Below are 20,387 nucleotides of genomic sequence, written 5' to 3'. Positions count from 1 at the left end.
TTTACTATAAAATAAAAAATATTAATAATATTATTTTACAAATTTATCGTGAATAGCGTTAGCAGAACGTTCAGCATCTTTTTCATCAACTAAAACAGAAATTTTTATCTCAGATGTGGATATCATATTTACATTAATAGCAGAAGAAAATAAAGCTTCAAATAAATCTGAGGCAACACCAGAGTTTGTATCCATACCCGCACCAACAATAGACACTTTTGCAATGCTTTTATCATAGCTAATACTTTCAAAAGGTACTTTACCTTTTAAATCTTCTAAAGCTAAAAGGGCCGGCTCTAATTCATCTCTAGATACAGTAAAGGATATATCCTTTGTGCTATCTCTACCAATAGATTGAAGAATAATATCTACACTAACTTTGAATTTTGATAAGTTAGAAAATATTTTAAATGCCATTCCAGTAACATCAGGTACACCTATTACAGATATTCTAGCTACATTTTTATCAACCGCCACACCAGTAACAATCATTTTTTCCACGAAAGCTTCCTCCTTTACAACAGTTCCTTCTTCATTTGTTAAACTAGAACGTACTACTAAGTTTACATTATATTTTTTAGCTAATTCTACTGAACGATTATGAAGAACTTTAGCACCTAAAGATGCAAGCTCTAACATTTCATCATAGCTTATAGCATCAAGTTTTTTTGCATTTTTTATAATTCTTGGGTCACCAGTATAAACACCGTCTACATCTGTAAATATTTCACATAAATCCGCTTTTAATGTAGCAGCAAGGGCAACAGCAGAAGTGTCAGACCCACCTCTACCGAGAGTTGTTATATCGCCATATTTGTTTATACCTTGAAAGCCTGTTATAATAACGATATTTTTTTTATCAAGTTCGGCCTGAATTCTATTAGTGTTTATACTTTCTATTCTAGCATTACCATAATTAGATGTTGCACAAATATCGCATTGATTAGCATTTAAAGAAATAGCAGGATAACCCATAGCATGTATAGTCATAGCCATCAAGGCAACGGACTGTTGTTCACCAGTAGCAAGGAGCATATCCATTTCACGTTTTGAATATTTAGGATTTATCTCTTTAGCTTTTTCTATAAGCTTATCTGTAGTATCTCCTTGAGCAGAAAGAACAACAACAACTTTGTTACCTTTGTCGTATTCATCTACTATTCTTTTAGCAGCGTTTTTAACTCTTTCTGGAGTGGCAACAGAAGTTCCGCCAAATTTTTTAACAATTAACAATTATTTAACCCCCTTCATATTAGATATATTTTAATAAAATTAAATATTTGTTTAAAAGTACATTTTTATAGTATAATGTATTTTATAAGATTTAGCAATAATTAATAATAATTTTATTAAAAATATCATAAAATGTTAATTTATAATTATATCTATACTTATTTTTATGAATAATATATATAAAGTGTGCCTTTAAATTGATATGTATCAATAAAAATTTATTAATATATAAAGTAGTATTATTTTTTAATTAAAAATATTTTTATTAAGTAAAAACAACTTTTTATATTATAGCACAAACAAATAATATAATAAATAAGTAATATATAAAAATTTTTGTTCTTGACAAAGTAAAGGAAAGTAAATATTATTAAAATATATACTTTTAAAATATAAAGAGGTGTTTTATGGTTATTATTTTATCTCCAGCAAAAAATATAAAAATTAGAAATTTTGAAGGATTTGATTTTGAAGAACCTATTTTTTATAAAGAAACAAAACAAATATATAATAATTTAAACACTCTTGAGCCACATAATATAGAAAGTATAATGAAAGTTAATAAAGAAATTGCTTTTAAAACTTTTATAAATATTAAAGACTTTAATATAGATAAAAAACAAGGGCATGCATTAAAATCTTATGATGGATTAGTATTTAAAAATATAGAGGTAGAAAAATTTAATAACGAAGATATAACATTTGCTAATGAACATTTAAGAATATTAAGTGGTTTTTATGGTGTATTAAAGCCTCTTACATACATACAACCTTATAGGCTAGAAATGGGATGTAAAATATCTATTGATAATGCTAAAAATCTTTATGAATTTTGGGAAGATAAAATATATAAGAAAATATCAAGTATAAATGAGCCAATAGTAAATTTAGCATCTAAAGAATATAGCAAGACTATAACTCCATTTTTAAAAAGTACAGATAAATTTATAAACATAGATTTTTTTATTTTTAAAAATGGCAAATATAGAACAGTTGCAACGTCTGCTAAAATGGCTAGAGGGCAAATGACAAAATTTATTATAAAAAATAAAATAAACGATATAGAAAAAATAAAAGACTTTTATTATAATGAGTATCAATACAATAAAAATTTATCTAATGATAATAACTTTGTATTTACAAATTAATATAGAAAAAATTATTAATAATACAGTAGTGAAAGGATTGATATAAATGTTAAATGTAGGAGATAAAGCTCCAAATTTTACTTTACCAGATAAAGATGGTAAAGAAGTTAGTTTAAGTGATTTTCTAGGTAAAAAGGTAGTACTATATTTTTATCCTAAAGATAATACTCCAGGGTGTAGCAAACAAGCCTGTGGATTTTCTGAAAATTTAGAACAATTTAATGACAACAATACAGTTATTATTGGAATAAGCAAAGATAGCCAAAAATCACATCAAAATTTTATTGCAAAATATAATTTAAATATAATTCTTTTGTCTGATACTGAAAGAAAAGTAATAGAAGACTATGGGGTTTGGCAAGAGAAAAAACTTTATGGTAAAGTTAGTATGGGTGTTGTGAGAACAACCTTTATTATAGATGAGTTAGGAAACATAGAAAAAATATATGATAAAGTGAAAGCAAGTGAAAACCCTAAAGAAACTTTAGAATATATAAAGAGTAATAAATAAAAAAATTTATTTAAGGTAGTTGACTATTTTATAAAAATTGTGTATAATTTTGTAGTGCATGTTGCATGTAAAAATGTAACTGGAGGGAGGGAATTCAAATGTCAGAAGTTAGAGTTAAAGAAAATGAATCTTTAGATAGCGCTCTTCGTAGATTTAAAAGAAGCTGTGCTAAAGCTGGTATCATGGGCGAAGTTCGTAAAAGAGAAGCTTATGATAAACCTAGCGTTAAACGTAAGAAAAAGTCTGAAGCAGCTAGAAAACGTAAATTTAACTAATAATAAAAGGGATGATGTGTATGTCATTAAAAGAACAGCTTTTTGCTGATTTGAAGGAGGCTATGAAGCAAAAGGATAATATCCTAAAAGATACCATCCAGATGGTTCGTGCTGGTATTCTTCAAATCGAGAAAGACCAAAAAATTGAACTTGAAGATGACGGTGTTATTGAAGTTATTATCAAAGAAATTAAAAAATGCAATGATGTGCTTCCTGACTTTGAAAAAAGTGGCAGACAAGATTTAATTGATGAATTAAACCAAAAACTCACGATTTTAAAATCTTACCTTCCCGAACAGTTAAGCGTTGATGAAATCAACCAAATTGTTTTATGTGCAATAAAAGAAACTAATTCTAGCTCTATGAAAGATATGGGAAAAGTAATGAAATTAGTTTCTGATAAGACAAAAGGTCGAGCAGATAATAAAACGATAAGTGAAGTTGTAAAAAAACTTTTACAACAATAAAATCTTATTTTAGGCTGAAGAACATATCTTCGGCCTTTTAAAATATAAAAAATTATTAAAATTAACTCTAGTTATTTATATATCTATTTAAGAAAAAATAGTAATTGAGGTAGTAGATTTAGTAAAAGAAGGAAAAAAGAATAGGCGACGAAACTATTAAAAAATATGTAGAAAAGCAATGGTTAAATATATAGAATGATCAATGTATATTAGATAAAAAAGTACATTTAAGAGATTACTATGTTAGGGTATTTGTGCATAAAGGTAGCAATCCTTGTAAAAATGTATAATTTAGATGATGAAATATTAAAAGAATGTGATTATTATCCATATGAGCTAGCACATTTTGAGGGGTAAATATAAAATTTTTAGTTTTATATATTACTATAAACTTTATTTGATAAATAAAAATGATAAGAAAAAATTATAAAAACTGTTGACATAAATATTATAATATGATAAAATCTATGAGAATAAAGAAGAAGCTCTACTTCTCACCTTACGGTATATAGCTTTAAGGTTATTAAAATTTCATACTTTAATGTTTTATGCATTTTAGGGATTTTTTAGTAGGAGCATCTTCATTGCTCTTTTTTTATTTTTCAAATTTTAGGAGGTGCTCGCGATTAACGAGTTAATGATTAACGAACAAATCAAGGATAGGGAAGTTAGAGTTATAGGTGATGACGGAAAACAACTTGGAATTATGTCGTCTAGAGAAGCTCAAGCTTTAGCAGATGATAGAAATTTAGATTTAGTTAAAATTTCACCAACGGCTAAACCACCTGTTTGTAGAATAATGGACTATAGTAAATTTAAATTTGATAAAGCTAAAAAAGAAAAGGAAACTCGTAAAAAGCAAAAAGTAGTTTCTGTTAAAGAGTTACGTTTATCCCCTAATATAGATAAGCACGACGTGCAAGTTAAAGTAAAAAAAGCAATAGAGTTCCTTAAAAATGGTGATAAAGTTAAAATTAGTATAAAATTTAGAGGTAGAGAACTTGGGCACACAGACATTGCAAATGATATTATGGACAATTTTGCACAGCAAGTTAGCGAATATGGTATTGTAGAGAAAGCTCCTAAATTAGAAGCTAAGTCTATGGCAATGTTTTTAGGGCCTAAAGCATAAATCTTACAAGGGAGGACATTTAAAATGCCTAAATTAAAAACAAAAAAAGCAGTTTCTAAACGTGTTTCTATTACTGGTACTGGTAAATTAAAGAAAACTAAAGCTAATAAACAACACATATTAACTAAAAAATCTACAAAAAGAAAAAGAGGACTTAGAAAATCTAACTTAGTAGATAAATCTAATATGAAACAAATGAAAAAAGTATTACCTTATATTTAATTGACAATTCATAAGGAGGAAAATTATAATGGCTAGAATTAAAGGTGCTATGAATGCACGTAAAAAACATAAAAAAGTTTTAAAAATGGCTAAGGGGTTTGTTGGCGCTAGAAATAAACAATACAGAATAGCTAAACAATCTGTTATGCGTGCTATGGCTCATGCTTTTGCAGGTAGAAAACAAACTAAAAGAGAATATAGAAGACTTTGGATTACAAGAATTAACGCTGCAGCTAGAATAAATGGTTTATCATATAGCAAATTTATGAATGGTATTAAAAATGCAGGTATTAATATTAACAGAAAAATGCTTGCAGAAATGGCTGTAAATGATGCAAATGCTTTTGCTAAACTTGTAGAAACAGCTAAAGCTAATATTAAATAGTAAGGCTTTATCAAATAATATTGATAAAGAACAATTTTAAGCGATATTTGACACTAATGATTATGGGTTAAATATCGCTTATTTATTTTGGTTATATATTATTTTTAGGTTATTTGCCAATATTAGTGATAAATTTTTTTATTGGGGGTTTACTATTTTTAGCAATAGAAAAAAATATAAATAATTAAAAAATAGTTTACAAATAAAAAATAGAAAATTACTACTAAAAAATCATAAAATATATATATTTATAATACTTAGATATTTATAAATTAAATTATGGTTTAGTTATATTTATAAATTAAAAAAATTATCACTAATTTTGATAAATAACCTTTTTATTACTTTATATTTAGTTGTTTATATAATTTATACAATGAAATATTTATTATAAAGTATTATTTTTATTAGTTAAAATCTTATTTTTGATTTATAATAATTTTTTTATATTATTAAAAACAGTATTTAATCTTTATATATTATACAATTAAAGTATATTTATAATAAAAAATAGGTGGTTAATACCACCTTAATTAACTTTAGATTTATTTAATAGCCATTTAAAAAATTTAAGATTTATCATTGTATAACCAAAACCACCTATTAAACCAGTTATTAGGCGCCTTGTATTAGTTGAACTTTTAATATTAAAAAATTGTAATGACCAGTCTATAAGCATTACTAATGACATTAAGATACTTAACATAAATGATATTTTTTTCTTAAAAAATACTATTATAGCAAGTATTGAAGATATAAAAACTCCTACACATCTTGTACAAACAGGCATTTGATAACCTTTAATAAAAAAACTTCTTTCAGGAAGCTGATGACAACTAAAGCTAAAAAATTCCATTAATATTAACCATATTTTATTAACCATAATTATACCTATATTTTAAATTTATTACCACAATTACCACATACCCAATAAGATTTTGTGTGAGTTTGTTTACCTTTGCCACAAGCACCACATAATAAGCCTATCCAACCAAGAAAGATAACACCACAACAAGCTTTGCCTCCAGAAAAATCTTTACCAGTAGTATTTGTTTCAGTAATTATATGACATTCTTTTCCACAATTAGGACAGTTCATAAAAATATTTACTCCTTTATAAATAATATTTAAATTTAATAAGATTGTATATTAAAATACAAATTTTGTCAATAAAAGCCTTGAAATATGGTGTTATTATTTTATTATATTTTTTATCTTTAATACAATTTTTTAATATGTATATTTTATAAAATGTAAATAAAAATTTTTAATTTATATGGATAAGTAGTAAAAAATATGATATATTAAAATATAATGTATATATAAATAAAAAGATATAATATTTTGTCTTAAAAAAATATACACAAAGTGTTAATTTAGATGTATAATTAATATAAATAAAATATAAGATTTAAGAGGTATAATAATGATATTAAAAGATTTGTTAAAAAATTTAAAATACATAAAATTAATAGGAAATGAAAATGTAGACGTATTACATCTTACGATTGATTCGAGGCAAGTAAAAAAGGGTTCAATGTATTGTGCTATAAAAGGGTTTAATGTAGATGGGCACAAATTTATTCAAAATGCAATAAATAGTGGAGCTTCATTAATACTTTGTGAGGATATAGATAATATAAGCCAAAATGAAAATATAGCTATTTTACAAGTTGAAAATTGTAGAAAAGCTTTAGCAACAATAGCTAAAAATTTTTATAATAATCCTACTAAAAATATAAATTTAATAGGTGTTACAGGTACTAATGGAAAAACAAGCACAACTTATTTTTTAGAACAAGTATTATTAGAATATAAAAAAACAGTGGGTATTATAGGTACTATTGAAATTAGAGAAAATGCTAAAAAAATAGATTTTGATTTTGCAACAAGTACAACACCAGATACTATAGAATTAAATCAACTTTTTGATAAAATGGTAAATGATGGTATAGAAAATATTGTTATGGAAGTATCTTCTCATGCTTTAGAGCTTTATAAAGTAGAAGAATGTAATTTTAATATAGGTATTTTTACAAACTTAACACAAGACCATTTAGATTTACATAAAAATATGCAAAACTATTGTAATGCAAAAAGTAAATTATTTGATATGTGTAAAATAGGTATAATAAATGCAGATGATAAATATGCAAATGATATAGTAAAAAATGCTAATTGTAAAGTATTTAGATATAGTATAGAAAATGATAGTGACTTAAAGGCTATAAACATACAATATTTTATGGATAAAGTAACATTTGATATAAAATATAATGGAAAAATAGAAAGTTTTATTTTAAATATACCAGGTAGATTTAGTGTTTATAATTCCCTAGGTGTTATAGGAGCTTGTTTAATGCAAGGTATACCAATGGAGACTATAAAAGCAGGAATAAAAAACATAAAAGGTGTAGCAGGAAGAATTCAGACTATACCAAATGATAAAGGGTTTAATGTTATTGTAGATTATGCTCATACACCAGATGGTCTTGAAAATATAATAAAATCTGTTAGAGAATTTACTAAAGGTAGAGTTATAACTATTTTTGGTTGTGGTGGAGATAGAGATAGAAAAAAACGCAGTATTATGGGAGAAATATCTGCAAAATTATCAGATTATACTATAATTACATCAGATAATCCTCGTTCTGAAATACCTGAAGATATAATTGATGAAATAGAAAAAGGGGTTAAACCAATAACTAATAATTATGAAAAGATAACAGGACGTAGAGAAGCTATTTATAAAGGGATTTCTATGGCAAATGTTAATGATAGTATTATAATTGCTGGGAAAGGACACGAAAACTATGAAATTTTTGCCGATAGGACAATACACTTTGATGATGCAGAGGTAGCAACAGAAGCTTTGGAGGATTTGTAAAATGAAACCTATTTTTATTGAAGATGTTATAAAAGCAGTAAACGGTACTATAAGCCAAAATGTTAATACGGATAATATTTTTATAAAAAACATTTCCACAGATACAAGAAGCATAAAGGAAGGAGATTTATTTATACCTATAATAGGTGAAAATTTTGATGGACATAATTTTATAGATGTTGCATTTGAAAAAGGTGCTAGCGTTTGTCTTAGTCAAAAGCCTATAAAAACAGATAATATGGTAATAAATGTAGCAGATACAAAAGAAGCTTTAAAAGATTTAGCTATGTATTATAGAAATTTATTTAAAATACCTATTGTAGCTCTTACTGGAAGTGCGGGGAAAACAACAACAAAGGATATGTTAGCATCTTGTTTAGCTCAAAAATATAAAGTGGTAAAAACAGAAGGTAACTTTAATAATGAAATAGGTTTGCCATTAACTATTTTTAATATAGAAGAAGATACAGAAATAGCTATTTTGGAAATGGGAATGAACCATTTTGGAGAGATAAGAGCACTTAGCAAAATAGCAAAGCCAGATATAGCATTAATAACAAATATAGGAGTATCTCACATAGAAAATTTAGGAAATAGAGAAGGTATATTAAGAGCAAAATATGAAATATTTGATTATTTAAAAAATAATGGTATAAAAATATTAAATGGTGATGATGATATATTATGCACATTAAAAGAAGAAAGTGATAATACAAAAGCATATTTTTATAGCATTAATAAAAAATTAGATGCATATGCTACAAATATACAACAAAATGGTATTAATGGAATAAGTGCAACAATTAACTACTTTGATAAAAATTTCGATGTAAATTTAAAAATACCTGGTGAACATACTTTATCTAATGCATTAGCTGTAACATTAGTTTGCGAAAGCTTGGGGCTTACAGAAGATGAAATAAAAACAGGTCTTGAAACATTTAAGCCTAGCAAGATGAGAATGGATATTATAAAAACAAATAATTATACTATAATAAATGATACATATAATGCAAATCCTAACTCTATGAAAGCTACTTTAGATGTTTTAGCTACAACTAAAGGAAGAAAAGTTGCTATATTAGGTGATATGTTTGAGCTAGGAACTTATACAAATGATATGCATTATGATATTGGAAAATATGCCTCAGACAAATGTATAGATGAGCTTATATTTATAGGAAATAATAGTTATTATATGTTAGATGGAGCAAAAAGCAATAAAAATAATACATCTAATTTAAATTATTTTAAAACTCAAGAAGAATTTTTTGATAAAATAGGTAATCTTTTAAAACAAGGAGATATTATACTTATAAAAGCATCTAGAGGTATGAAGCTAGAAAATACAGTTGAGGAAATTATGAGGAGAGAAAACAATGGAATTTAATTTATATTCTGCTATTTATGCTATATTAATAGCCTTTGTTATCAATATATTTTTATGCCCTACTATAATACCATTTTTAACTAGGCTAAAATTTGGGCAAAATGTAAGAGATGATGGACCACAAACACATCTTATAAAATCAGGGACGCCAACAATGGGTGGTATAATGATTTTAATAAGTTTAGTTATATCTTCTTTATTTTTTTTAAAAGATAATAAAGACGGTATGGCAGTATTATTTGTTACAATAGGATATGGTATAATAGGTTTTATAGATGATTATATAAAAGTTGTAAAAAAACGTTCTTTAGGTCTTAGAGCTTATCAAAAGATAATAGGTCAACTTATTATAACTGGTGTATTTTTATATTATTTATACAATTATTCTAATGTTGGTACAGATATATATATACCATTTACGGATGGTAAAACATTAGAGCTAGGAATATTATTTATACCTTTTTTCTTTATAGTTATGGTAGGTACTGTTAATAGTGTAAATTTAACAGATGGTCTTGATGGTCTTGCATCTGGAGTTACAGTTTTAGTTGTAATATTCTTTTTATTTAATGCATTATCCATAAATAAAGGACTTTTACCTATAACAGGTGCGGCTGTTGGGGCTTTACTTGGATTTTTACTTTTTAATACACATCCTGCAAAAGTTTTTATGGGAGATACAGGTTCTCTTGCACTTGGTGGATTAGTAGCTAGCATAGCAATAATAATGAAAATGCCTTTATTTATTATTATTGTAGGTATAATATATGTTTTAGAAGCTATATCTGTTATGCTACAAGTAGGATATTTTAAAGCTACAAAAGGTAAAAGACTTTTTAAAATGGCACCACTTCATCATCATTTTGAACAATGTGGTTGGAAAGAGGTAAAAGTTGTTGCAGTATTTTATATAATAACAGCTATAGCTTGTCTAGTTGGATTTTTAGCTACCAAAAATTTCTTTTAAAAATTAGGAGGATTTTATGGAATTTTATAATAAAAATGTACTTGTTTGTGGCATTGCCAGAAGTGGTATTAGTGCTTCTTTAATGTTAAAAAAATTAGGTGCAAATGTAATAATACAAGATTTAAAAAAAGAAGAAGATATACAACAAATAAATATTTTAAAAGACAATAATATAAAATTATATTTAGGTAAAAATCCGGATAATAAATTAATTGATAGTGTTGATTTAATGGTTGTAAGCCCAGGGCTACCAACAGATTTAGACTTTGTAAAATATGCTAAAACAAAAATACCAGTCATAAGTGAAATAGAACTTTCTTATTTAGTTTGCAAAGCCCCTATAATAGCTATAACAGGGACAAATGGTAAAACAACAACAACAAGCCTTGTAGGTCATATTTTAAATAGATATAAAAAAAGCTATGTAGCGGGTAATATTGGAGTACCTTTTTCAGAATATGCTTTAGATATAGAAAAAGATAGTATAGTAATTTTAGAGCTTAGTAGCTTTCAGCTAGAAACAGTAAAAACATTTAAACCTATTATAGCTTGTGTTTTAAATATTACAGAAGACCATTTAAATAGACATAAAACAATGACAAATTATATAAATGCTAAAGAAAAAATATTTGGAAATCAAGATGAAAGTAATTTTTTAATATTAAATTATGACGATATAGAATGTAGAAAGATGGAGCATAAAACTAAAGCAAAGGTTATTTATTTTTCTACAAAAGAACATATAGATAAAGGTGCATATTTAAAAGATAATTATATATATATAAATGAATATCCTTTTATAAATATAGATGATATAAAAATACTAGGTGAACATAATATACAAAATGTTATGGTAGCAACTTTAATGTGTTTATGCTATAATGTACCATTAGATGTAATAATAGAAGGACTTAAAACTTTTAAAGCGGTAGAGCATAGGATAGAATATGTTACTACTAAAAAAGGTGTAGATTATTACAATGATTCTAAAGGAACTAATACAGATGCTACAATAAAAGCAATAAGAGCTATGAAAAAGCCTACTTATCTTATAGTTGGAGGATATGAAAAAAATTCAGACTTTTTACCACTAATAAAAGAATTTAAAGATAAAGTAAAAGTAGCCGTTGTTATAGGTCAGGTTAGAGATAGAATAGCTAAAGACTGTAAAAGTTTAAATTTTAATAATTATATAATAAAAGATAGCTTTTTAGATGCAATAGATTATTGTTATGAAAATGCTAAATTTGGATATTGTGTTCTTTTATCGCCAGCTTGTGCTAGTTTTGATATGTTTAAAGATTATGAAGAAAGAGGTAATATTTTTAAACAATATGTAAGAGATTTGAAGGAGTGATTTTACATTGGCCACATCAAGAGGAAACTCACATCTTAGGGCAAGCGAAAGACAACGTATAAATAAAAGAGATAATATAAGAAAATTTCAAATAGAGCAAATTGAAGAGGTTGTTATACATAGAGGGAAAATAGACCCTATAATTTTACTAAGCCTTATAATACTTGTTACATTCGGTGTAATAATGGTATTTAGTGCTAGCTATTACGTAGGAAAAACAAAATATGATGATATATTATTTTTTTTCAAAAAACAAGCTACATTTGCTATTTTAGGCTTTATAATTTTACCAGTAGTAACATCTATAGATTGGAGAGTATATAAAAGTTTTTCAAGATTAGCATATATTGTATCTATTATATTTTTAATTTTAGTTTTATTTATAGGTAAAGAAGTAAATGGGGCTAAAAGGTGGATTGTTATAGGTCCTATAAATTTTCAACCATCAGAAATTGCTAAGATAGGTCTTATATTGTATTTATCAAAATTTATATCAGATAATCCTAATATATTAAATAATTGGGAAGGATTTATTAAATGTTGTTTCATACTTGCTATACCAACAGGACTAGTTTTAATAGAAAATACAAGTACGGCAATAATAATGGGTGTTATAGGTATGTCTATTATATTTGTAGCATCTCCTACAATGAAATATTTTTTACCAATAATTTTAGTAGGAGTATTAGGGCTTATTGGTATTATTGCCTTTGGAGACCCATTTAGAATGGCTAGGGTGCAGGCTTGGTTAGACCCTTTTGCCGATACTGTAAAAACTGGTACAGGTTATCAGACAGTTCAGTCCTTATATGCAATAGCATCTGGAGGTTTTTTTGGTTTAGGTATAGGGCAAAGTAGACAAAAGCTAGGATTTATACCAGAGGCACAAAATGATATTATATTTTCTGTTATATGTGAAGAACTTGGGCTTGCAGGAGCAACTATATTTATATTACTTTTTTCTACAATTATATGGAGAGGGTATATAACAGCTATTAGAAGTCCAAAAACTTATATGAGTTATGTATGTGTAGGTATAACAACTATGATTGCTGTTCAAGTTATTATAAATATTGCAGTTGTTACAAATACTATACCAAACACAGGTATACCGCTTCCGTTTGTTAGTTATGGTGGTACGTCTTTATTAATAATGATGGCTTGTACAGGTTTAATATTAAATTTTTCACGATATTTTAAAGAGTAAAGGTGAAACTATGGATAAAAATATAGCAATAATTGTTTGTTCTGGTATAGGCAAAAGAATGGAAAGTAATGTACCAAAACAATTTATAGAAATAAATAATAAGCCTATTGTTTGTTACACAATAGATAAATTCGAAAATTGTTCAAAAATAGATGAAATAATAATAGTAACTAATAAAGATTACATAGATTATTTTAATAGTGATATAATAAAAAAATATAATTATAAAAAAATTGTAAATGTTATAGAAGGTGGAAAAGAAAGGTTAAACTCTGTTTATAATGGTATAAATAGTATAAAATGTAGTAATAGTATAGTTCTTATTCATGATGGTGTAAGACCATTTATAGATGAAAAGGATATAATAAATATAATTGATAAAACTAATAAGTATGATGCTTGCATATTAGCTGTAAAAGCTAAAGATACAATAAAAATATGTAAGAATGGGTTTATAGAGTATACACCTAATAGAGAAGACATATGGCTTGCTCAAACACCTCAAGCATTTAAATATGATATAATAAAAAAAGCGTATGATTATTGTATTAAAAACAATTTATTTTTTACAGATGATGCTAGTGCAGTTGAAAATATTGGGCAAAAGGTTATGATAATAGAAGGTAATTATGATAATATTAAAATAACTACAAAGGAAGATTTAAAATTTTTTGATTGATAATTAAAAATAAGATATAACCATAAAATATTGTTTTTGGTATATCTTATTTTTGTTTTTTTGATTATATTGACAAAAATGAATTGATTATGTTATTATTTATTAATAAAAATTAGTAAAATTTTCTTGAAAATTAGCAAATATAAAATTAGATAATTTAATATTATAAAAAATTTATCTTAATTTATAAAATAATAAAAAGGTGTGGTAAAATGAATATACAATGGTATCCTGGACATATGACCAAAACAAGACGTATGATGCAGGAAAATATAGGATTAGTAGATATTGTTATAGAACTTTTAGATGGTAGAATACCTTTTAGTAGTAAAAATCCAGAAATAGATGAGCTTGCTAAAAATAAAAAAAGAATAGTTATTTTAAATAAAGTTGATTTAGCAGATGATAAAAAAACAAATTTATGGGTGCAATATTTTGAAGAAAGAAATTGCAAAGTTATATTGGTAAACTCTATAACTGGAAAAGGTATTAAAGATATAACAGAAATATCTAAAGAGCTTATGAAAGAAAAAGTAGAAAGATTAAGACAAAGAGGGCGACTTTTTGTGCCAACAAGAGCTATGATAGTTGGTATACCGAACGTAGGAAAATCTACTTTAATAAATAAATTTGTAGGAAAATCTTTAGCCAAAACTGGTGATAAACCAGGTGTTACAAGAGGTAAACAATGGATAAAAATAAAAAAAGATTTTGAACTTTTAGATACACCAGGTATATTATGGCCAAAATTTGAAGACCAAAAAGTAGGACTAAAATTAGCTTTTACAGGAGCAGTTAATGATGACATATTGGATACTTATACACTGGCATTAAATTTAATAGAATATTTAAAACAAATTTATCCAGATAGTTTAAAACAAAGATATAATATAGATTTTGATGAAGAAGATAAAGCAGATAAAATATTAGAAAATATTGGAATAGCTAGAAGCTTTAAAACAAAGGGTGGAGAAATAGATTTAACAAGATCTGCATATATATTGATAGATGAATTTAGAGGATGTAAGCTTGGCAAAATAACATTAGAAGTACCAGAAGATTTTATTGAAAATTAGTAATGTATAAATTTTACTTAAATAAACCTGTATAAAAAATAAATATATGACAATAATAGTTATTGTAAGGTAAGTTAATATTTTTTATTACAATATATAATTAAAATATAAGCTAATCTTACAGAATAATTAATAAAATTTATTTATTTTTTAGGAGGCGTTTATTATGGACAAAAAAAATAATAAAAATTTAAAAGCTAATAAAAATAATAATCAATCTACAGCAAGAACAGAATTTGCAGAAGAAATGAACTTTGATTCTAGCAAAAAGTCTAATAAATATAATAGCAATAAACATAGTAATTGCAACACTAATAAATAATTATAAATTTAATAAATATAAAATGCAAATTTTATAATTAAAAATAAATCTTCTATGATAAAATTAATAATATCATAGAAGATTTTCTTATATTTTAATAATATAATATATTAATTTCATAATATTAACATATATAAGTTTTATTTAAAAATAGTATAGATTATAAATAAATCTTGAAAAAATATAAAAATCATAGTAAAATAATATGTATAAATAAAATTATAAAAGTATTTATATTAAGGGGAGAATGTATTACAATGAATGTGGAAGTTATAAATCCTTTCATACAAGGTACTAAGCAAGTTTTAGCTACAGTTTGTAATTTAGATAGTAAAATGGGTAAAGTTTCCATTAAATCAAAACCTTTTGAGGATAAAATAAATATAAGTATAGGTATTGTTGGGGATATTAAAGGAAAAGTAAATTATGCATTTGATTTAAATGTAGCATTATTTATAGCATCAAAAATGATGTTTATGGAAGTTAATACTTTAGATGATATATCTAAAAGTGCAATATGTGAGCTTTCTAATATGATATCTGGTGCTATTGCTACAATTTTTTCTAATAATGGAAAAGTTATAGATATTACAACTCCTAAATTAGAAGAAAATTATTTAAATTGTGATGTTGATAAGTTTGTTTCTATACCTTTGGAGCTAGAAGCTGGTAAAATATTTGAAATTGGAGTATGGATAGAGGAGTAAAATGAATATAGTATTATTAGAACCAGAAATACCTGCAAATACTGGTAATATAGGCAGAACTTGTGTAGCAACAGGAACAAAGTTGCATCTTATAAGACCTCTTGGATTTTCTGTTGATGATAAAGCTTTAAAACGTTCTGGGCTTGATTATTGGGATAAATTACAAGTTTATTATTATGATAATTTTGAAGAATTTTTACAAAAAAATAATAATCCAAAAGTACTTATGGGAACAACAAAAGCTAAAAAAACTTATACAGAAGTAGATTATGATAAAGATGCTTTTATTATGTTTGGTAAAGAATCTAAAGGTATACCAGAAGAAATTTTATTAAATAATAAAGAAACTTGCATTAGGATACCTATGCTTTCAGAATATAGGTCTTTAAATTTATCTAATTCAGTTGCAATTGTTTTATATGAAGCACTTAGACAAAATAATTTTTATAATCTATTAAAAGAAGGACAACTACATAAAAATCATTGGTAATAATAAAAAAATTTAATAAAATATTTAATATTTGTAAATATTAGAGATATAATAATGTTTTAATATTTAAAATTTTTTCTTGCAAAGTTTATTAACTTTCTGTTAAACTATATTGAGATATTTAAAATAATTTAAAGAGGTGTTATAGTGTTTGGTCTTATAGAAAAAATATTTGGAAATTACAGTGAAAAAGAATTAAAAAGAATTATGCCTATTGTAGATAAAATTGAAAAACTTGATGACGAGATGACAAAATTATCTGATGAACAATTAAAGGCTAAAACACAAGAATTTAAAAATAGATATAATAATGGTGAAAGTTTAGATAATATGTTACCAGAAGCATTCGCAGTTGTAAGAGAAGCTGGTAAAAGAGTTCTTGGTATGAAACATTTTAGAGTACAACTTATAGGTGGTATAATATTACATCAAGGGCGTATTGCTGAAATGAGAACAGGTGAAGGTAAAACATTAGTTTCTACATTACCAGCATATCTTAATGCTATATCTGGTAAAGGCGTACACATTGTTACAGTAAATGATTATCTTGCAAAGCGTGATGCAGAATGGATGGGTAAAATACACGAATTTTTAGGTCTTAGCGTTGGTGTAGTGCTTAACAATATGGAAAAGCCAGAAAGACAACAAGCTTATGCTTGTGATATAACTTATGCTACAAACAATGAATTAGGATTTGACTATTTAAGAGATAATATGGCTGTTTATGAAAAAGACCTTGTTCAAAGAGGACTTAACTATGCCGTTATAGATGAGGTTGACTCTGTACTTATAGATGAGGCAAGAACACCTCTTATTATTTCTGGTAGTAGTGGTAAATCAACTCATTTATACCAAGTAGCTAATACATTTGTAAAAACTTTAAAAAAAGGTAAAATATTAAATGAAGAAGAAGCTTTAAATCCTTTAACTAGAGAAGAAATAAAAGAAGAAGGAGATTTTGTTATAGATGAAAAATCTAAAACAGCTACTTTAACTCAAGAGGGTATTGAAAAAGCTGAAAAATTCTTTAACGTAGAAAATTTAGCAGACCCAGATAATTTAGAAATTCAACATCATATAAATAATGCGCTTAAAGCACATTATACAATGTTTTTAGATAAAGACTATGTTGTACAAGATGATGAAATAGTTATTGTAGACGAATTTACAGGAAGATTGATGGACGGAAGAAGATATTCAGATGGTCTTCATCAAGCTATTGAAGCAAAAGAAAATGTTACTGTTAAAAAAGAAAGCAAAACTTTAGCTACAGTTACATTCCAAAATTTCTTTAATAAATATACAAAAAAATCTGGTATGACAGGTACAGCTCAAACAGAAGAAAGTGAATTTAGAGAAATATATGGTATGGATGTTGTTACTATACCTACAAATAGACCGGTACAAAGAATTGACCACCCAGATGTTGTATATAAAACAGAAAAAGGAAAATTACACGCAATAGTAGAAGATGTAAAAAAATCTTACGAAAAAGGACAACCTGTTTTAGTTGGTACTGTTACTATTGAAAAATCTGAAGAGATAAGTAAACTTCTTAAAAAAGAAGGTATAAAACATCAAGTGTTAAATGCTAAATATCATGAAAAAGAAGCAGAAATAGTTGAGCTTGCTGGTCAAAAAGGTGCTGTTACAATAGCTACTAATATGGCAGGACGTGGTACAGATATTAAGCTTGAAGAAGGCGTGGAAGATTTAGGTGGACTTAAAATAATAGGTACTGAAAGACACGAATCTAGACGTATTGATAACCAGCTAAGAGGGCGTGCAGGACGTCAAGGTGATAAAGGTGAATCTAGATTTTATATAGCATTAGAAGATGACCTTATGCGTTTATTTGGTGGAGATAATCTTATTAAAACTTTTGAAAGAATGAATATATCCGAATATGAAGCGATAGAAAGTAAATTACTTACAAAAAGTATAGAAAATGCTCAAAGAAAAGTAGAGGGTAATAACTTCTCTATACGTAAGCATCTTTTAGAATATGACCGTGTTATGAATGAACAAAGAGAAACTATTTATGCAGAAAGATATAAAGTTTTAACTGGTGAAGATATTCACGAAAAAATTTATCTTATGATAAAAAATGTTATTCAAGGTCAAGTTGATTTATTTATAGGTGATGATGAATATCCAGAACAATGGAATTTAATTGGACTTAATGAGGCACTTTCTCCATTCCACTTAAATAATATTTATTTAGATGGTGATGATAAAGATACTCTTACTAAAGATAAACTTGTTGAACGTATATATAACCAAGCTAAAGAATTTTATGATAAAAAAGAACAAGAAATAGGTTCAGAAGAGCTTAGAGAACTTGAAAGAGTAATATTACTTAGAGTAGTTGACCAAAAATGGATGGACCATTTAGATAATATGGAACAAATGAGACAAGGTATTACTCTTAGGGCTTATGGACAAAGAGACCCTATTGTAGAGTATAAAAACTTAAGTTATGATATGTTTGAAGAAATGAATTATAATATTTTATTTGATACAATAAAAGGATTATTTAATTTAAGAGTTGAAACTCATATGGAAAGAGAAGTTGTTGCAACACCTATTTCAACTAATAAAGATGAAAGCTTTGGAAAACAACCTAAAAAACGCAGTGAACCTAAAGTAGGTCGTAATGATGAATGCCCTTGTGGAAGTGGCAAAAAATACAAACAATGTTGTGGTATAAATAATTAATTTTTTGTGGTATCTATTATTATAGATACCACTTTGTAAAATATTTAATAGTAGCTTATAAATTTATTAAAGGAAGTGATAAAATGTTATTTGAGCTTGAACAAATATATAGTACAATTCAGCCTTATAAACAAAATTTAAAAGAAATGAGGGAATCTCTTTGACATTGATAATAAATTGTTAAAGATTGAAGAATTAGAAGAAATATCTGCAGACCCTGACTTTTGGAACGATTTAGAAAATGCACAAAAAATTTCACAACAAACAAAAACATTAAAAACTAATGTAGAAAAGTATGAAACATTAGTTACTAGCTACGAAGATTTAATAACTCTCATAGAAATAGGAAATGAAGAAGATGATGAAACCTTAATTCCTGAAGTGAAAGATTTAAAAGAAAATTTTTTAAATGAATATGAAACCCTTAGAATATCTACTCTTTTAAATGGTGAATATGACAAAAATAATGCAATAATAACACTTCATTCTGGAGCAGGGGGGACAGAAGCTTGTGATTGGGTTAGTATTCTTTATAGAATGTATACAAGATGGATAGAAAAAGCAGGATTTACCTATGAAGAGCTTGACTTTTTAGCTGGTGATGAAGCGGGAATAAAATCTGTTACTATACAAGTTAATGGAGAAAATGCTTATGGATATTTAAAAAGTGAAAAAGGAATCCATAGATTAGTTAGAATATCTCCTTTTGACTCTTCAGGTAGAAGACATACATCTTTTGCATCTTGTGAAGTTATGCCCGAAATAAGTGAAGAAATAGATTTTCAAATAAACCCAGATGACCTTAGGATAGATACTTATCGTGCTAGTGGAGCAGGTGGACAACATGTAAATAAAACTTCGTCTGCAATAAGAATTACTCACATACCAACCAACACAGTTGTACAATGTCAAAGTGAACGTTCACAGTTTCAAAATAAAGATACGGCTATGAAAATGCTTAAATCTAAATTATATAAATTAGAATTAGAAAAACAACAAGAAAAGCTTACCGATATTAGAGGTGAAGTAAAAGATATTAGCTGGGGAAGTCAGATACGTTCTTATGTTTTTCATCCTTACAATATGGTTAAAGACCATAGAACAAATGAAGAAACAGGAAACACACAAGCTGTTATGGACGGAGATATAGATAGATTTATAAATAGCTATCTTTTACAAATAAATTCTGTAAATAAAAATTTTAATTAAGAGGT

Annotated in this window: 23 protein-coding genes; 20 read left to right on the top strand and 3 right to left on the bottom strand. The window is 26.1% G+C overall.

Annotated elements, in window-relative coordinates; all coding sequences use genetic code 11:
- Positions 1–30 precede the first annotated feature (30 nt).
- The gene (locus NBW53_RS06000) at positions 31–1,233 is read right to left on the bottom strand and encodes an aspartate kinase (protein ID WP_250277349.1); all 1,203 of its coding nucleotides are present in this window, start codon (positions 1,231–1,233) and stop codon (positions 31–33) included.
- A 407-nt stretch (positions 1,234–1,640) separates the two neighbouring features.
- Here NBW53_RS06000 and yaaA point away from each other — a divergent pair, with 407 nt between their 5' ends.
- From yaaA to rplT, 8 genes are all read left to right on the top strand, one after another.
- On the top strand, positions 1,641–2,381 hold the full coding sequence (gene yaaA / locus NBW53_RS05995) for a peroxide stress protein YaaA (protein WP_250277348.1): 741 nt from the start codon (positions 1,641–1,643) through the stop codon (positions 2,379–2,381).
- A 46-nt stretch (positions 2,382–2,427) separates the two neighbouring features.
- A complete protein-coding gene (gene bcp / locus NBW53_RS05990) occupies positions 2,428–2,892 on the top strand; it encodes a thioredoxin-dependent thiol peroxidase (RefSeq protein WP_250277347.1) in 465 nt (154 codons plus the stop codon).
- A gap of 98 nt (positions 2,893–2,990) precedes the next feature.
- The gene (gene rpsU, locus NBW53_RS05985) at positions 2,991–3,167 is read left to right on the top strand and encodes a 30S ribosomal protein S21 (RefSeq protein ID WP_250277346.1); all 177 of its coding nucleotides are present in this window, start codon (positions 2,991–2,993) and stop codon (positions 3,165–3,167) included.
- Between the two features lie 20 nt (positions 3,168–3,187).
- Entirely contained in the window at positions 3,188–3,634 is a 447-nt protein-coding gene (locus tag NBW53_RS05980; protein WP_250277345.1) for a GatB/YqeY domain-containing protein, read from the top strand.
- A 240-nt stretch (positions 3,635–3,874) separates the two neighbouring features.
- Positions 3,875–3,991: a PoNe immunity protein domain-containing protein gene (locus NBW53_RS05975; RefSeq protein ID WP_250277344.1), complete on the top strand. Its 117-nt coding sequence runs from the start codon at positions 3,875–3,877 to the stop codon at positions 3,989–3,991.
- A 280-nt stretch (positions 3,992–4,271) separates the two neighbouring features.
- A complete protein-coding gene (infC, locus tag NBW53_RS05970) occupies positions 4,272–4,766 on the top strand; it encodes a translation initiation factor IF-3 (RefSeq protein ID WP_250277343.1) in 495 nt (164 codons plus the stop codon).
- Positions 4,767–4,790: 24 nt separating this feature from the next.
- Positions 4,791–4,988: a 50S ribosomal protein L35 gene (gene rpmI / locus NBW53_RS05965; protein WP_250277342.1), complete on the top strand. Its 198-nt coding sequence runs from the start codon at positions 4,791–4,793 to the stop codon at positions 4,986–4,988.
- Positions 4,989–5,016: 28 nt separating this feature from the next.
- Positions 5,017–5,373, top strand: coding sequence for a 50S ribosomal protein L20 (gene rplT / locus NBW53_RS05960; RefSeq protein WP_250277341.1), 357 nt, complete (start codon positions 5,017–5,019; stop codon positions 5,371–5,373).
- A 529-nt stretch (positions 5,374–5,902) separates the two neighbouring features.
- Here the strand turns inward: rplT and NBW53_RS05955 are convergent.
- Positions 5,903–6,256, bottom strand: coding sequence for a DUF2085 domain-containing protein (locus tag NBW53_RS05955; protein WP_250277340.1), 354 nt, complete (start codon positions 6,254–6,256; stop codon positions 5,903–5,905).
- Between the two features lie 8 nt (positions 6,257–6,264).
- Complete coding sequence (locus NBW53_RS05950) at positions 6,265–6,471, bottom strand: hypothetical protein (protein ID WP_250277339.1); 207 nt, start codon at positions 6,469–6,471, stop codon at positions 6,265–6,267.
- Between the two features lie 328 nt (positions 6,472–6,799).
- Here NBW53_RS05950 and NBW53_RS05945 point away from each other — a divergent pair, with 328 nt between their 5' ends.
- The 12 genes from NBW53_RS05945 to prfB all read left to right on the top strand — a co-directional run bounded on the left by NBW53_RS05945 (position 6,800) and on the right by prfB (position 20,382).
- A complete protein-coding gene (locus NBW53_RS05945) occupies positions 6,800–8,260 on the top strand; it encodes a UDP-N-acetylmuramoyl-L-alanyl-D-glutamate--2,6-diaminopimelate ligase (protein WP_250277338.1) in 1,461 nt (486 codons plus the stop codon).
- A 1-nt stretch (position 8,261) separates the two neighbouring features.
- The gene (locus NBW53_RS05940; protein ID WP_250277337.1) at positions 8,262–9,650 is read left to right on the top strand and encodes a UDP-N-acetylmuramoyl-tripeptide--D-alanyl-D-alanine ligase; all 1,389 of its coding nucleotides are present in this window, start codon (positions 8,262–8,264) and stop codon (positions 9,648–9,650) included.
- Positions 9,640–10,617 (top strand): phospho-N-acetylmuramoyl-pentapeptide-transferase, encoded by a 978-nt coding sequence (mraY, locus tag NBW53_RS05935; protein WP_250277336.1) that lies wholly within the window; start codon positions 9,640–9,642, stop codon positions 10,615–10,617. Before NBW53_RS05940 ends, mraY begins: the two co-directional genes overlap by 11 nt.
- Before the next feature lie 16 nt (positions 10,618–10,633).
- On the top strand, positions 10,634–11,974 hold the full coding sequence (murD, locus tag NBW53_RS05930) for a UDP-N-acetylmuramoyl-L-alanine--D-glutamate ligase (RefSeq protein ID WP_250277335.1): 1,341 nt from the start codon (positions 10,634–10,636) through the stop codon (positions 11,972–11,974).
- Between the two features lie 7 nt (positions 11,975–11,981).
- The gene (ftsW, locus tag NBW53_RS05925; protein WP_250277334.1) at positions 11,982–13,181 is read left to right on the top strand and encodes a putative lipid II flippase FtsW; all 1,200 of its coding nucleotides are present in this window, start codon (positions 11,982–11,984) and stop codon (positions 13,179–13,181) included.
- A gap of 10 nt (positions 13,182–13,191) precedes the next feature.
- Positions 13,192–13,860 (top strand): 2-C-methyl-D-erythritol 4-phosphate cytidylyltransferase, encoded by a 669-nt coding sequence (ispD, locus tag NBW53_RS05920; RefSeq protein WP_250277333.1) that lies wholly within the window; start codon positions 13,192–13,194, stop codon positions 13,858–13,860.
- Positions 13,861–14,072: 212 nt separating this feature from the next.
- Positions 14,073–14,936: a ribosome biogenesis GTPase YlqF gene (gene ylqF / locus NBW53_RS05915; RefSeq protein WP_250277332.1), complete on the top strand. Its 864-nt coding sequence runs from the start codon at positions 14,073–14,075 to the stop codon at positions 14,934–14,936.
- A 166-nt stretch (positions 14,937–15,102) separates the two neighbouring features.
- Positions 15,103–15,258 carry a hypothetical protein gene (locus NBW53_RS05910; protein WP_250277331.1) on the top strand — a complete coding sequence of 52 codons (156 nt, stop codon included), beginning with the start codon at positions 15,103–15,105 and terminating at the stop codon, positions 15,256–15,258.
- A gap of 257 nt (positions 15,259–15,515) precedes the next feature.
- Positions 15,516–15,965, top strand: coding sequence for a chemotaxis protein CheX (locus NBW53_RS05905; RefSeq protein ID WP_250277330.1), 450 nt, complete (start codon positions 15,516–15,518; stop codon positions 15,963–15,965).
- A 1-nt stretch (position 15,966) separates the two neighbouring features.
- Positions 15,967–16,455 (top strand): tRNA (uridine(34)/cytosine(34)/5-carboxymethylaminomethyluridine(34)-2'-O)-methyltransferase TrmL, encoded by a 489-nt coding sequence (gene trmL / locus NBW53_RS05900; protein ID WP_250277329.1) that lies wholly within the window; start codon positions 15,967–15,969, stop codon positions 16,453–16,455.
- A gap of 207 nt (positions 16,456–16,662) precedes the next feature.
- Positions 16,663–19,173, top strand: a complete 2,511-nt coding sequence (gene secA, locus NBW53_RS05895) for a preprotein translocase subunit SecA (protein WP_408647056.1) — start codon at positions 16,663–16,665, stop codon at positions 19,171–19,173.
- A gap of 83 nt (positions 19,174–19,256) precedes the next feature.
- Positions 19,257–20,382, top strand: a protein-coding gene (prfB, locus tag NBW53_RS05890; protein WP_250277327.1) for a peptide chain release factor 2 whose coding sequence is annotated in 2 segments (ribosomal slippage) — positions 19,257–19,334 and positions 19,336–20,382 — 1,125 coding nt in all. Because the reading frame shifts where the segments join, the coding sequence is not laid out codon by codon here.
- The last annotated feature ends 5 nt before the right edge of the window (positions 20,383–20,387 follow it).

Source organism: [Clostridium] colinum, from assembly GCF_940677205.1.
In the GTDB taxonomy this organism is placed as follows: domain Bacteria; phylum Bacillota; class Clostridia; order Lachnospirales; family CAG-274; genus Tyzzerella; species Tyzzerella colina.
Note: the sequence above shows the minus strand (reverse complement) of the source record. Positions and strands in the feature narration are given on the sequence as shown.